Raw genomic sequence first — 14,751 nt, 5'->3', positions numbered from 1 at the left:
TGGTTTATTGCAAAATTTACGGTAATTGCTAAAAGGCCACGACTGTGACCTTAACTTTTAGTAAAGAATACTATAAATAAAGTCGAATGATTTCCGAACTCCAAATTTGCTCATGTGAATTTACAGTATTAAGTTGTTCAGTCATTTTCATTAAAAAAGCTTTGGCTTCATCAGTCCCTAAATCTCCAATTGCTTTGAGTGCCATTGCTCTATCAGTCCACGTTTCACCATTATTAGCAACTCGCTTTAAATCATCAAAATGCTCATTAGCTCCAAGAATTCCTAAAGAAGATATTGCAGCCATTCTGACATACTCGTCACCAGTTTGACTCAACTCATACACATAAGGAATTGCACTAGGATTATTACTAAATCCAAGCTGGTATACGTCTAGATATTTTGTTTTTTTGTCCTTACTATTTTTAATTTTATCAATCAGTTTTGTAACCTCGGTATCGCTCATTTGTCCTTTATAAACGTACTTATTTAGCTTTGCTGAAAATTCTTTAACCAATAGTGACAATGGTTCATTCAAAGTAGGCTGTATAACTTCATTGAATGACCAAACTGGCACTTTACCTCGTTTAATAAAAAACCCTAAACGTTTAGTACCTGCATCTGTCTCAACATCAGCACTTAACATTGTCAGAGTAATAAAAGGTGTATAGCCATTGGTGCGATGATTTCGCATAAGAAGCTTATTAATTTTTACCTGAGTCGTAGCTAGGTTTTGTGAATCTAGATTCACACCTCTAGCTTGAAGTTCTTTTACTGTATTGTTTTGTAAATAAGAAATTGGTTCAAGCTTTTCCTCTCCCAGCATTAAACCTGCTGGCAACACACCAAAAGAAAATATCTTTTGATCTTCATGACGATGATCTTCAAACTGAAGAGAACCTGCGTTTTGTTGCTTAACAAAAGCAATATTGCTAGCAATTGGCTCTTTAACATTATAACTAGAAGGAGCACACCCTTGTATAGCCACCCCCAAAAAAACACTGGCAGCTACAGTTATTATTTTTTTCACTTTTAATCTCCATATTGTGATTGTTATATAGCCACGATTATTATGACCTTCGAATCAGTATCATATTCCAACAAAAGTAGATTTAAAATTAAATACACATAAACACAACAATTATTTTTCAATTTATTCATCAATTAGTTGAACAAAGATCACTAAAAAGGAAATAAGTTATACTCACAATTGAAAACTAGATTGCGCTAACTTATCATTCTTCGAAATCACGAATACATACAGATAGCTACAACATGAAACGATTACTGCTGTTAATCCTCGTTACTATTATAACCTCTGGCTGTGCTTCACCTAAGTATGATGGCGCTTCTATTTCAAACAAACTTATGGATTCTAAGCCAGAAATTAACCTAGTACGAGATGACAATACGAGAAAAGGTTTTATTGAAACCGTAAAGAAATGGTTGGATAAAAATGGTTACAGTTACTCTGTTGTACCAAGTAACTCTATAACCGATTTAAAAAAACTCACTATTGAGTACGTTGGAATATGGAGATGGGATTTAGCATTATTTTTAAATAGAGCAGAGATAGAAGCCTTTCACAACGGGCAGAAAGTAGGCTTTACCAGTTATAAAGCACCGAATAATTTTAATACTAATAAATTCAGCAATGCAGAAGAAAGGATAAAATACATGATGGATATTTTGTTCGGAAAAATTACCGCCTCTGAAGCAACTCAAGCAATTAAATAAATATGACGTTTAGAGCTCATAGAAATTTGGGCTCTAAAAAAGAATAGATTCATTAGTTCCCCCCTTTTGCTTCCAGTTAGAAACAAAGCATGGTTTAATGAGTTTGAAACTAAACCACCATCAAGGAAGATAAAATGATGAATCTTTTTAAATCGTTTGTTTGCTGCATCTTTGCTGTCACCCTTTTAGGCTGTGGTGCAGCTCATGTCAATACAAAAATTCACAGTGAAAATTTAAAAAATTACAAAAATGTATACCTCTCTAAAGTCAACGTATACTCCTTAGAAAGTTCAGCAAAAGATAATGCTAAGCTTCAGGCTAAATTGAAAAATTGGCAACGTTTTTCAAAACATCAATTAACCCAAACTCTACAGAAAAATGGCTACAAAATTTCGCAATCTATGGATACCTCTAATCCACAGTTATTGGCTGATTTAGATATTAATGTCAAATATGGAAACCGAGCATTAAGGTGGCTGGTTGGTGAGTTCGGCGCAGGAAAAGGAAGAGTTCACTCAATTTTGAAACTAAAAGACGCCAGAACCAAAACTGTTGTATATCATATTGAGTCAGAAAGCGATTTACGAGTTGGTGGTGCTGGCGGGGATATGGAAAAAGTATTAAAAAACAATATATATAAGCTGATGGCTGAATATAAAAAGCAACATAATTTGTAAATTTATTGCATTTCATGCCAGCTTTCACTTCAAAAGCAGGCATGAAAGTCGTCAATCTTCATAGCGCCTGAAAATCAATGACGTATTAATCCCGCCAAAAGCGAAGTTATTACTCATTACTACATCTGTGTTGATCTCTCTAATATCGCCCTTGATATAGTCCAAAGATCCGCAATCAGGATCGATATTTGCTAAGTTCAACGTTGGTGCAAACCAACCTTCACGCATCATCTGAATACTTGCCCAAGCTTCAATCGCTCCACAAGCTCCTAAGGTATGACCCGTATAACTTTTTAACGATGAAATTGGCATTCGACTGCCGAAGACATTCTGTGTTGCTACTGTTTCAGCTATATCACCTCTATCAGTCGCCGTGCCATGAGCATTAACGTAACCAACAGCATCTGGCGAAACCTTTGCATCAGCCAAAGCCATCTCAATAGCCGCCTGCATTGTTTCTGAGTTTGGTTGAGTAATATGAAGTCCGTCAGAATTAGTACCAAAACCAATGATTTCAGCATAAATGTTTGCACCACGAGCTTTAGCATGCTCAAGCTCTTCTAAAATAAGCGTGCATGCGCCCTCACCAATAACTAAACCATCACGCTCTGAATCAAAAGGACGTGGTGTGGTTTGAGGCTGAGAATTCTTAGTACTAGTAGCAAATAGCGTATCAAATACAACCGCTTCTGTTGGACATAACTCTTCTGCACCACCAGCCATCATAAGAGTTTGATGACCATATTTAATAGCTTCATATGCATAGCCAATACCTTGACTTGCTGAAGTACAAGCACTGCTTGTCGTGTGAACTCGCCCTTTTAAACCAAAAAACACACCAAGATTAACTGCGGTAGTATGTGCCATCATTCGAATATAACTGGTTGCCGTTACACCTGACATATCACCGTCTTTAAGCATGTTTCCGAAAGGAATTAATGGGTCTGTACTCCCAGTGGAAGAGCCATAAGCAACTCCCATAGCGCCCGATTGAATAATAGGGTCATTAAGCAAAATTGCATCTTCTAATGCAAGCTCACTAGCTCTCGTAGCCATTAATGAAACTCGACCCATTGAGCGAACTTTCTTTCTTGAATAATGAGAAGGCACTACAAAGTCTGTCACCGGTGCAGCAAGACGAGTATTTAAACCATCGAACTTTTTCCAGTCTTCCATAACCACAACTTTATTTTGTTTATCTCTGAGGCTCGCTGAAATACTTTCCCAATCATGACCTAATGAAGTTATTCCAGATATCCCTGTAATAACTACTCGCTTGTCTGATGTCATGCTAAATCATTCCCCCATTAACAGAAATTACCTGTCTAGTAATATAAGCAGCATCATCGGTCATTAGAAAGCTCACAATACCTGCAATTTCATTCACCTTCCCCATTCTGCGCATTGGAACTATTTGGTTTACAATTTCTTTATCAATACCTTCGACCATATCGGTTTCAATCAAACCAGGTGCAACACAGTTTACTGTTATCTTACGTTTGGCCAATTCTAGCGCAAGAGCTTTAGTCGCTCCTATGATCCCTGCTTTAGATGCACTGTAATTAACTTGTCCACGGTTCCCAGCAATACCTGCAACTGATGTCATACTAATGATGCGCCCACCTTGACGATTTTGAACCATTGGCATAATACACGGGTGCACTACATTGTAAAAACCATCTAGATTTGTGTGAATAACACTATCCCACTCATGTGCTTCCATAGCAGGAAAGGCATTGTCTTTATTAATACCAGCGTTTAGGATCACACCGTAATAGTGACCATTTTCAGTAATATCTGCTTCTATAGCTATTCTTGCTTGGTCTCTATTCGCTAAGTCGAACTTTAAAATGCTAGAGTGTACACCTAAGCTATTCACCTGCTCTTGTGTATTGATTGCTGCGGTATGATTACTGTGATAATGAATAGCAATATCAAAACCCTTGCTGGCTAAGCGCACTGCAATTTCTTTACCTATCCCGCGACTGGCTCCTGTCACCAATACTCTTTTTTTCATCGTTATTCTCCAGCTATTGATGTTTTTAAATATGTCTCAGCATCACTTGGCTGAAACACATTCACATTTGCACTTGCTACCACTTGGTCTTGATAAAAAATCTTACAATCGAAAACGGCAAGCCCTGAATCCTCTTGGTAAAGTCTCTTCACCTTTGTTTGATAACTTTTCGCCAATAAAAAATGCGGTATAGCAAATGTGAGTTTTCTTGTACCGAGTAAAAAACCGATTTGTATCGGGCAATGTTGTTTTTTGGCTTCCACTCCACCAAACGCAGCAATGGTTTGCGCCATGTACTCAATACCAACATAATTTGGAACTCCCATAATGCTTTCATCAAAATATGGGCTGTTTTCAGTAACATGGATTTGTGAAATCAGATGATCTTGATCATAAGATATGATCTCATCGATTAACACCATCGGACGACGATGAGGCAACAACTCTTGAACGTCAACTGTTGTAAAATCAATCATTATATATTCTCTTTGCCCTTTACTTTGCTGAGGATCAAACTGCAATTACTGCCACCAAATGCAAACGAATTACTCAAGGCATGATTGACTACTATTGACTCTTCTCCCTTTGCTACAGGAAGTTTAGGAATACAAGGGTCTAGTTCTCTATCCCAAACTTGTTTAGGTAAAGGACCTGCTTTTTTTCGATTTAATAATAAAAAACAAAACGCAGCTTCAACAGCCCCTGCGGCTCCTAACGTGTGACCTGTAAGCGATTTAGTCGAACTGCAAAATGGTAAATGTTCATGAAACACATTTGCAATAGCCCTACTTTCCATGGAATCGTTTAATGGTGTAGCTGTGCCGTGAACATTAATATAATCAATATCCTCTGGTGCTAGGTTTGCAGCCGTTAATGCTTTAGTCATAGAAGCAATAGCACCATTTCCTTCAGGGTGTGGCGCTGAAATATGATAGGCATCACTCGACTCGCCAACCCCTGCAACAATTATATCATTTGCTTTAGCGTCACGGTTAACGAGTACGAATAAGGCAGCACTTTCACCAATATTGATACCATCCCGGTTACGGCTAAATGGATTACACAATCCATCACTTAGTGATTCAAGAGAGTCAAAGCCATTAACCGTTAACTGACATAAACTATCCGCTCCACCAACGATCACCACATCGCATATTTTGCTGTCCAACAGTCTTTGAGCCGATCCGAATACTTTTGCCCCTGAAGAACAGGCTGTAGAAATACTATAACAAGGGCCTGTGACATCAAAAAAACTAGCGATAAAACGACTGCAATTTCCCAGCTCCTGCTGATGGTAATCATAACTAGGAGGAAAAACATCATGTTCAAAGAAGTGTTGGAATGCCGACTCTCCCTCTGCAATACCTGAGGTACTGGTACCAAGCACGACAGCAATCCTATGCTTACCGAATTGCTTTTTCAGCTGTTCAATTGATTGAGATATTTTTTTGCTGCAGTGCTGAAGCAGTCGATTATTCCGACTCTCATATTGAGTGAATTCTTTTGGTAATGAAACTAATTCAGCATCAACTTCACCGACATAAACTTCTTTATTAAACCTCAGATCATGACGTTTTTTGAGACCACTTTGGTCTCCTTGATATAAAGCTTTAAGAACGGTTTCAGGAGTGTCACCAATTGGTGAGCAAAACCCCAATGCTTCTATCACTGTTTTATTCTTATCCATTTTTTATTCACTTTCTAATGGGGAGATATTGAGTATTAGTTGCGCCTTTGGCATGGATAATGTTACTTTTGAATCCCACCCCATTGCTCTGCCGCTATAGTCTATCTGAATGACAGGCTCCATATCGTTACTTAATATTTGCCGAAAATTTCTGCTGACGATCAATTTACCTTTTTCGATGCCAGTTTTAACATCCAATTCAGGCCAATATGCAATTTGCAGTAAGGCTAATATATATTCAGGATTAAACTGCTTTCCAAGCAATATGTTATGCTCACTGACTAAATGTTCACCGTCAAAGGTTAAGGTAAATAGTGCTTGTCCTATTGGAGCAAGCCCGACCACAATCATTTTCCCATTTTGTATTTCAACATGAAGTAGCATTTCATGTTGTAGCTGTTGACGTTTAAATACAACATTTAACTCGTGATTACTCTCTTGTACTTTAGCCATTCCTTGTAAACAATAATGAGTTTCTGTGTCAATGCTGACACAAGATTGCCTTGACTGAATGACCTGACATCCTGACAAAAGTAGAACTAAAAACACCCATAAAGATAAAGCTAATCTCATGATTGCATTTCTTTTTGTTCTTGGAGTTCACACAATTGTACCAAAGTTGATAACCTTTTTTCAGCGTCAGCCACAAATGGATTAGTTTTATCCCAAGCATACCCCGCCAAAATAGAACAGACCATTTGCTTCACTTTAGGATCAGGATTTTTTGTAAAAATTACTTTTTGGAAGCTTACGTCATACCAAGCCTGAACATAGATCCTAAAAGTATTCACTCCGAACATTAAAGGCTGTGAATATTCTTTTTTCCAATCTATATCTTCCCCATTCAATTGACGCAATAATACTTTAGCGGCCAAGGAAGCTGACTTCATTGCAATGGTCACTCCTGAAGAGAATACAGGATCAAGAAACTCTCCAGCATTACCTAAAAGAGCAAATTTTTTAGTAGCCAATGTTTTTACATTAGCTGAATAGCCTCTGATATGACTACACTCTTGAGCAATCGTAGCATTTCTTAATAAACGTTTTAGACTTGGCTCTTGAGAAATCAATTCCAGTAAACGCTGTTCATCGTCACCTTTAATGTGTTCAATCAAGTTCGGTTCAGCAACAACACCAACTGAACAACGACCATCGTTGAAAGGAATTAACCAATACCATATATCTTGGTGCTGAGGATGAACACTGATCAAAATTTTGTCTCGATCGAAATCAGAGTCTGAAATGTGGTCATACACATGAGTGAAAATCGCTGTACGAGGCGGAAGATCAGATGGTACCTCCAAATCTAATAATTTGGGTAAAACTCGGCCAAAGCCACTAGCATCAAGTATATATTTAGTTCTTATGGTATATTCAGTACCTTGTGGTTCTGTAACAATTACAGAGGTTGTAGGTTCAAGTTTAACGTTCAACACTGAATGCCCATAACGTATCTCAACGCCTTGCTCTGAAGCTGTATCGGCCAATAACTTGTCAAATGAGCCACGCTGAACTTGAAATGTTGTACCATGCCCTTGAGAAAACTTTTGAGTAAAATCAAAAGTTCGATGTTGTTTTTGATACTGAAAAGCGGCGCCGTTTTTGAATTGAAAACCAGCTTTGTTTACGGCATCAAGCATTCCAGCTTCTTCAATAAAACTCATACAATGAGGCAGTAAACTTTCCCCTATCGAAAAACGTGGAAACTGCTGCTTCTCAATTACTACAACCTTCTTTTGCTGCTTGTGTAATAAGCTCGCAGCTATGGCACCTGACGGGCCAGCTCCAATGATGACAACATCGACATATTCAATACGCGAGTTTTGATTGTGTTTTTTTATCATTGTACTTCCTTGTAAAAAGACTCACGAATGGAGCAAGTAAAAAAGTAATTGCGATTCCGACTGCTATTGTAAAGCCAAAATAGTGAATTGCAGGAGTGTCACTCAGACTAAGTAACCCAAAAGCCAACATAGTCGAAATTGCTGATAGTGTTACCGCCGTCATTACGGAAGGGGAATGATGATTTTTGGCAAAAAAAAGTGAGTAATCTACGCCAAAACCAAACACCAGTAACAAAGCCAATGCATGAAATAGTGTAAATCCAGATTGTATGAAGCCCAAAGTAGCTAAAGTAAGCAATATTGCTAATATTGGTACTGCAACAACAAGGAGGCCTTTTTTCATACCGAAATGGAGCATAAAAATAGCAGAAGCAATGACCAAAGATAAAACAACCAACCACAATGTTAACTTACTAAAGTGCGCCATTATGTTTGAAATATCATTGACCTGATCAACCAATTGAGCATTGGGAATAGAGGATATCCGTTGAGACAGCTTATCAAGCTCTTTGATCCCACCAAGTAATATAATCGTCGCAAATTCATTGTGGTAAGAACTTGGAGTAATTAATAGTTCATTAAAAAAGCTATGTGGGATTTTGGATAAAGCATCCAAAGTGAGATATTGTGTTTTTTTCTCAACAAATTGCTGTTGCAGTGCTGGAGCAAGCTCTAAAGGCAATCCCATTTGCTGCAATATATTGGGCAAAGAGTTTCCATAAAGTTGAGACAATAACTGATAATTTTGCTTTTGCTGTTCGGTACTTGGTACATAGCTTGCCAAATTCATAAAGCTTGATAATTCACCTTGCTCAACAGCTTCCAATAAAGGAATATTTATTTGATGCAATCTCGCTAATAACTCTTGTTCATTGTTTGCAGAAACTAATATAAATTGGTTATCCGTACCACCTGATAACACTTGTCTCAATTGCTGTTCAGGTTCAGTTATCCAATTTGGTGCTTGCTGTAGATTACGAATATCATTATTCGGCGTTAATAAGTAAACACCCCATATGCTCATGCAAACAGTAATAATCAATACTGAAACTGCAGAGCCTCTTGTTATTAAAAGTCTAATGACTATTCGCTCAAGCTTTTTCAAATACCACTGAGATAACCTAAAATCATATCGTCGTTTTGGAGAGAACTTAGCTAATGCAGGATAAGCCAACACAAGGGTTACAAATGCTCCAATTAAGCCTCCCGCACAAAATACAGCGACTTGTTGCATACCGATAAATGGAGTAAAAGCAATAGTAAGATAAGCTATAATACTCGTCAGTAAGGCTAAGGATACCGTTGGGGTTATCTTCTTTACTGTCGTTTGCAATGACACATTTGGATTAACCATACGCTCACAATAATAATGAAACGTATAATCGATAGAAATTCCAACTAAGCTGCTACCAAAAACAAGAGTGATCAGATGCAATTCACCGAATATTGAGATTGTCAAAACAACGGCAAATAAAAATGCAGACGCCATCGTCAGTAAAGCCATTGAAATTGGCATCACTGAACGAAACACGTACAAAATCATAATAATGATCATTATTAGTGAACCAAAACCAATAATCGAGATTTCAAACTTAGCATTTTCGGTTGCATAAGCGGCATGAAATAACGCCCCTGCCTTCAAAAAATCAACATTCGGATATTGAGCTTTCACGGCCTCTAATGCTCGGTTGATTACCTTTAATTGCTTTTGCTGAGCATCTGGATTAAATACACTGCCCTTTCCTTTTGCTTGTATGATCCCAATGGTTTTATTGGCATCTTTTGCAAATAGAATGCCTTGCTTGTGATTAAGAGACTGTTGCCTTGCTAGTGAATTTAAAAAATCAGTAAATAATAGGAGCGGATCTTGTTCTAATTGTTGGCTGCTCGCTACTCCAAAACTCGAATACAACGCTTGCTGAGCATGATCTATTAATGATTGAACGTCATGTTGAGTGAGCAGCTTTTGTTGCTCATGACTAAGGAGGTGAAAACGGTGAGAAAAATATAATTGGCCTAATTGTACTGAAAAGTCTTCAGGAACGCTCTCTATATTAAAAAAAGGGTGCTGCGCTTGTTCAGAAAAGTGAGTTAACTTTTTCAAAAATAATTTTGAAGCATCAATAGCTGTCACTTCTTTTTGAGCAACCACACCAATAAAAAGCTGCCCAGCTAATTTGGCTTCAATACGATTAATTGCAATTTTTTGTAGTGGATTTTCTTGAGCCTTTGGCAGCATAGCCAAAATATCACGCTGTATATGAGCACCTTGCTGAAACTGATATAGACCAGATGCCATTACACCAAGAGTAATGAATGTCCAAATCACCAAGCGCATTTGAGCGGTTGACGTGCAAAAAGTCCGTTTCATAAAATATCAATTATCACAGGACTGAATTACTGGAACTCAATTCAAACAGCTGCAAATCATTTTTTCCTAATGAATGAGTTTGCGGTTCGATAAATCGAATAGTTGTAACATCGGACTTTTTATTTTTTATAGCATTAGATGTTAAGACGATAGTTTGGATCGAAAACTCACTTTTAGTTGCAATATTATCCCCTCTGATCACAATGCTTGAAAAAGCTTTCTTTGCTAAATTATTTTTTGGGATCAGCCCTAACAGCCAGTATTCTTTATCCACATCGTTTTGAAAGTAAAGGTCAAATGATTCTTGTAAAGCCGCGATATTACCAGTAAACATACCATTCATCACAGGAGATAAAAGCTCTGATATAGTGTTACTTTCGCCTCCTGTGATAACACTTACCTGACCTTGACTATTAACTTGAGTCAACGAGTTGGCTTGCAAAATTAACGTCGTTTTAAACGGTTTTTGTTGCTGCCAAATCACGCCTCGTTTAGGTGAAAACGATACGCGGCCAGAACTCTTTAACGGTCGTTTAAGAATTGCTAACTTCCTCGTTTGCTCGAATTGAGTCTGCAAGGGATTGGAATTAACCAACAGCTTACTCATCTGTTTCAACTCTGATGCGGTAATGGGATGCGAAAACAAATTCTCACAGGCCAACGCTCTTCCAGATAGAAGCGCTACCAAAGTGAATATGAATATCTTCGACAAGGAATTTCTTATTTTCATTATCGCTCCAATAATGGCAATACTTTTTCTTGGAAAATTTTTGGCGTAACAAAACACAACTCTTGAGTATCATTGTCAACCGCAGCTTGTATGGTGTACCCCTTTGTCAATCTTTTCCCCGTATTAGCATCTGTAATTACATAATTAATACGAATACGATTTTCCCACTCGACCAACGATGCCGTAACCAAGATTTTTTGGTCAAAAAGACTCGGCTTGACATACTTTATATGTAAATCCACGATCGGCCATGAATAACCAGATTCTAACATCTGACAATAGTTATAATCTAACTTATCAAGTAAATCACAACGAGCAATCTCAAAATAGCGTAAATAATTGCCATGCCAAGTAATTTGCATCGAATCCACATCATGAAAGGGAATTTTAATTTCCGTCATGCAGGTTAATATCGCTTTCATTTGCAAACTTCCCATGCACCAAGCTGAATATCATCAACTACTTTTCGTAAAACTGATTCTAGCGGTCTATCCTCAATCAAAGGCTCAAACACATATTGAACCTGCGATAAGGTCTTTTTTAGTGAAGGGGTTAAAGTCTCAAAAGATAACTCTTCGGCGTCGATTCTCAATTGAATACCCTGTGTCATCGACAATAAAGCCGCAGCGGCAACCTGCTCTGTTAATTGCAATACACGTAGGCAATCTCGCGCAGCAATAGTTCCCATACTTACTTTGTCTTGATTATGACACTCTGTTGAACGAGAAAATACACTCGCAGGCATCGTATGTTTCAATGCTTCTGCAGTCCATGCTGAAGCGCCTATTTGTACCGCTTTAAAACCATGATTAATAACCTTTCGAACTCCTTTAGCACCTGATAAGTTCGGCGGCAAACCATTATTGAATTTAGTATCCATAACTAATGCTAACTGCCTGTCATGCAAGTCGGCAATATTAGCAACCAAGGTTTTCAATGAATCCATAGCAAAAGCAATGTGTCCACCATAGAAATGCCCACCATGAAGGATATGTTCACCTTCTGCATCAACAATTGGATTGTCATTTGCACTATTTAATTCCGTTTCAATAAACTGTCTTAAAAAAGGTAAAGCATCCTGCATGACCCCAATAATATGCGGAGCACAGCGAATTGAATAGCGATCTTGTAATCTATCTGAATTTCTAGGGTGCTGATAATGATTAAGGTCTTCACGGATCCAAGCTGCAATTTGAGCTTGCCCCTGATGCGGTTTTGCCGCAAATAAAATTTCATCAAAGTGATCTGAATTACCTTGCAAAGTTAACGACGCCATAGCCGTTATACGACTGCTTAGCTTTGCAAGATACTGCGCACGCTCATAAGCTAAGCAAGCAAGTCCTGTCATCACCGCTGTGCCGTTCATTAATGCTAAGCCTTCTTTTGGGCGTAAGCTAATATGATCAAGACCTAATTTATCAAAAACATCGACGCTTAATTGAATATTACCTTGATAACGAACTTCGCGTTCGCCAATGATGGCTCCAGCAAGATAAGATAAGGGTGTAAGATCACCGCTAGCACCAACAGAGCCTTCTTCAGGGATCAACGGAATGATCTGATTGTTCAGCATAACTGCAATGCGCTCAAGCAGCGCGTAACTAACACCAGATTTCCCAATCGCTAACGAATTCAAGCGACAAACCATTACCGCACGGGCTTGTTGATCATTTAGATATTGCCCCAAACCACAACCATGGAAACGAGTTAAGTGCAAAGGGAGTTCGTGAACATGTTCAATATCAACCGCAACGGTGCAAGAATCACCATAACCGGTAGTAACACCATAGACAACGCCTTCTTCCTCTAATAGACTATCAATGAAGCGCGCGCCCTTTTCAATTTTTTCAACATAGTCTAGAGAACGGGAAAGCTGTACCTTAGCTCCATTGGCTACAGCAGCGACCTGAGCAATGGTTAATGACTGTTCACCAACTTCAATAACATCTGATTGGATTTCCATTGAATTCATCTGCGTCATTTATTTGTTCCTTGAGCGGAAAAATCATTACCGCTTACCGTTTGTTGTTGAGGCTGCTTATGCCAAAAATCGAAAAAATTAAACCATTGCTGTGGATACTGTCCAGCATAGACAGACAAGCGTTTACTATAAATATCCACTGCATCCTGAAGTCTTTGCATGCGCTGCTTTCTTGGACCATTTAAACTGTCGGACAATTTTTCTAAAAAAACTTGATATTTATTATGCTGATTTTTAATACAAAATATGCTGTAAACAGGGCAATCTAGTAAAGAAGACAAAATGAATGGCCCTTGTGCAAACGCGGCTGTTTTACCTAAAAAGTCAGAGTAGAAAACCCGCTCAGAACCTTCTTGAGACGTTCTATCTGCAGCAATCACAACCAATTCACCTTGCGCTATTTTTTCTTGTAGCAAAACAGAAGTTGCTAAACTCATATCATCGACAGGCAATAAATTTACATCGCTATTAGGATTGAGTTGTTTAAGAATACGGTTAAAATTTTCGGCATGTGAAATTCTAACTAATACATTAATTTTTATATTCTTATTTTGAACTGACAGAGCTCGGCACAGTTCAATATTCCCTAAATGCGAAGCTAATAAGACAGCACCTTTGTTTGATCGGATCAGCTTATCAAATTCCATTCTTCCAGGAAAAATGACTTCATCAAGTTTAATTCTGTCACACCATGCATCTAGTCTATCGAGAGCAGCATCGCCAAAACTTAAAAAGTGCTTCAAACTCTTCCAAATGCTTGGTTTGAAACTAGACACACAGTGGTGATATTCATAAACTTGTTGATAAAAATTTAATGATGCTTTTCTTGCTTGCCTACCCGTGATAAAAAAATAACCAATAACAGGGTACATAATACTGCGACACAATATATGCCCTCCTAAACGATAACTAGCTGCCAGTATTTTTATTCCTAGATAACTACCACGTTCTTTGGTTTTTGACCAATGCTGTTCATTAGAGTTATTTTTTAACAACCATCGAGGTATGCGAGCTAGCATTCCAAAAAATAATTTAGTATGTAATTTGGATATACGTAAATTATCATGCAATCCTTGAAAGTGACTCACACCATTTTCTGGATAAATCACAGCAGTTGGCACATGTTTCACTCTCGTTCCACGCCAATGTAATTTAACTAAAATCTCGATATCAAAATCCATGCGCTTGCCTAAAGATTCACTTTCAATTAACCCAACAGTTGCGCATAATGGATACACTCTAAAACCACACATAGAATCTTTAATTTCAAAGCTAAGCGTTTCTACCCATACCCAAAAATGGGTAATATATCGCCCATATAATCGACCTTTGGGGATCGACTCATCGTATTCAGGTAGCCCTGAAATTACGCTATCTGGATACTGCGCAGCCATTGATAACATTTTTGGAATATCATTCAAATTATGCTGTCCATCTGCATCTATTTGAATTGCATGACTGTATCCATCTTCAAAAGCGGCTTTAAGACCGGTTATAACAGCGCCACCTTTCCCTTGATTATTAGAGTGATGAATGAGTGTTACCCATGAGTACTTTGTTTCTAAACTCTCCAATAAAACCGTTGTTTCCAAGTCACTACCATCATTAATCAAATAGCAAGACAAGCCAAAGTCAGTTAATTTCTCTAGAGTCTCTGAAATAGCATCTTTATGATTGTAATTAGGAATAACAATTGCTGTTCGCATAAAA

Annotated in this window: 14 protein-coding genes; 2 read left to right on the top strand and 12 right to left on the bottom strand. The window is 38.0% G+C overall.

Annotated features, from left to right (window positions below):
* Window positions 1-70: 70 nt before the first annotated feature.
* Complete coding sequence (locus D5018_RS06210) at window positions 71-1,027, bottom strand: HEAT repeat domain-containing protein (RefSeq protein WP_121838146.1); 957 nt, start codon at window positions 1,025-1,027, stop codon at window positions 71-73.
* Between the two features lie 245 nt (window positions 1,028-1,272).
* Here D5018_RS06210 and D5018_RS06205 point away from each other — a divergent pair, with 245 nt between their 5' ends.
* Window positions 1,273-1,734 (top strand): Sbal_3080 family lipoprotein, encoded by a 462-nt coding sequence (locus D5018_RS06205; RefSeq protein WP_121838145.1) that lies wholly within the window; start codon window positions 1,273-1,275, stop codon window positions 1,732-1,734.
* Window positions 1,735-1,868: 134 nt separating this feature from the next.
* Window positions 1,869-2,411, top strand: a complete 543-nt coding sequence (locus D5018_RS06200) for a BREX system ATP-binding domain-containing protein (protein ID WP_121838144.1) — start codon at window positions 1,869-1,871, stop codon at window positions 2,409-2,411.
* Window positions 2,412-2,462: 51 nt separating this feature from the next.
* Here the strand turns inward: D5018_RS06200 and D5018_RS06195 are convergent, their stop codons facing one another.
* Genes D5018_RS06195 through D5018_RS06145 form a run of 11 tightly spaced genes read right to left on the bottom strand, consistent with a single transcriptional unit; the run spans window position 2,463 to window position 14,747 of the window.
* Window positions 2,463-3,701, bottom strand: coding sequence for a beta-ketoacyl-ACP synthase (locus D5018_RS06195; protein ID WP_121838143.1), 1,239 nt, complete (start codon window positions 3,699-3,701; stop codon window positions 2,463-2,465).
* Between the two features lies 1 nt (window position 3,702).
* Window positions 3,703-4,428, bottom strand: coding sequence for a 3-ketoacyl-ACP reductase FabG2 (locus D5018_RS06190; RefSeq protein ID WP_121838142.1), 726 nt, complete (start codon window positions 4,426-4,428; stop codon window positions 3,703-3,705).
* Window positions 4,429-4,430: 2 nt separating this feature from the next.
* Window positions 4,431-4,904, bottom strand: coding sequence for a hotdog family protein (locus D5018_RS06185; protein WP_121838141.1), 474 nt, complete (start codon window positions 4,902-4,904; stop codon window positions 4,431-4,433).
* Entirely contained in the window at window positions 4,904-6,115 is a 1,212-nt protein-coding gene (locus tag D5018_RS06180; RefSeq protein WP_121838140.1) for a beta-ketoacyl-[acyl-carrier-protein] synthase family protein, read from the bottom strand. Before D5018_RS06180 ends, D5018_RS06185 begins: the two co-directional genes overlap by 1 nt.
* Window positions 6,116-6,118: 3 nt before the next feature.
* Window positions 6,119-6,688, bottom strand: a complete 570-nt coding sequence (locus D5018_RS06175; RefSeq protein ID WP_121838139.1) for a DUF3261 domain-containing protein — start codon at window positions 6,686-6,688, stop codon at window positions 6,119-6,121.
* Window positions 6,685-7,959: an NAD(P)/FAD-dependent oxidoreductase gene (locus D5018_RS06170; RefSeq protein ID WP_121838138.1), complete on the bottom strand. Its 1,275-nt coding sequence runs from the start codon at window positions 7,957-7,959 to the stop codon at window positions 6,685-6,687. The genes D5018_RS06175 and D5018_RS06170 overlap by 4 nt, the downstream gene beginning before the upstream one ends.
* On the bottom strand, window positions 7,925-10,330 hold the full coding sequence (locus tag D5018_RS06165; RefSeq protein ID WP_121838137.1) for an MMPL family transporter: 2,406 nt from the start codon (window positions 10,328-10,330) through the stop codon (window positions 7,925-7,927). Before D5018_RS06165 ends, D5018_RS06170 begins: the two co-directional genes overlap by 35 nt.
* A gap of 13 nt (window positions 10,331-10,343) precedes the next feature.
* Complete coding sequence (locus D5018_RS06160) at window positions 10,344-11,060, bottom strand: outer membrane lipoprotein carrier protein LolA (protein WP_121838136.1); 717 nt, start codon at window positions 11,058-11,060, stop codon at window positions 10,344-10,346.
* A complete protein-coding gene (locus D5018_RS06155; protein ID WP_121838135.1) occupies window positions 11,060-11,482 on the bottom strand; it encodes an acyl-CoA thioesterase in 423 nt (140 codons plus the stop codon). Before D5018_RS06155 ends, D5018_RS06160 begins: the two co-directional genes overlap by 1 nt.
* A complete protein-coding gene (locus D5018_RS06150; RefSeq protein ID WP_121838134.1) occupies window positions 11,479-13,041 on the bottom strand; it encodes an HAL/PAL/TAL family ammonia-lyase in 1,563 nt (520 codons plus the stop codon). Before D5018_RS06150 ends, D5018_RS06155 begins: the two co-directional genes overlap by 4 nt.
* On the bottom strand, window positions 13,038-14,747 hold the full coding sequence (locus tag D5018_RS06145) for a glycosyltransferase family 2 protein (protein WP_121838133.1): 1,710 nt from the start codon (window positions 14,745-14,747) through the stop codon (window positions 13,038-13,040). The genes D5018_RS06150 and D5018_RS06145 overlap by 4 nt, the downstream gene beginning before the upstream one ends.
* Between the last annotated feature and the right edge of the window lie 4 nt (window positions 14,748-14,751).

The organism is Parashewanella curva, assembly GCF_003675895.1.
Taxonomy (GTDB): domain Bacteria; phylum Pseudomonadota; class Gammaproteobacteria; order Enterobacterales; family Shewanellaceae; genus Parashewanella; species Parashewanella curva.
This window is presented reverse-complemented; position numbering and strand designations above follow the sequence as displayed.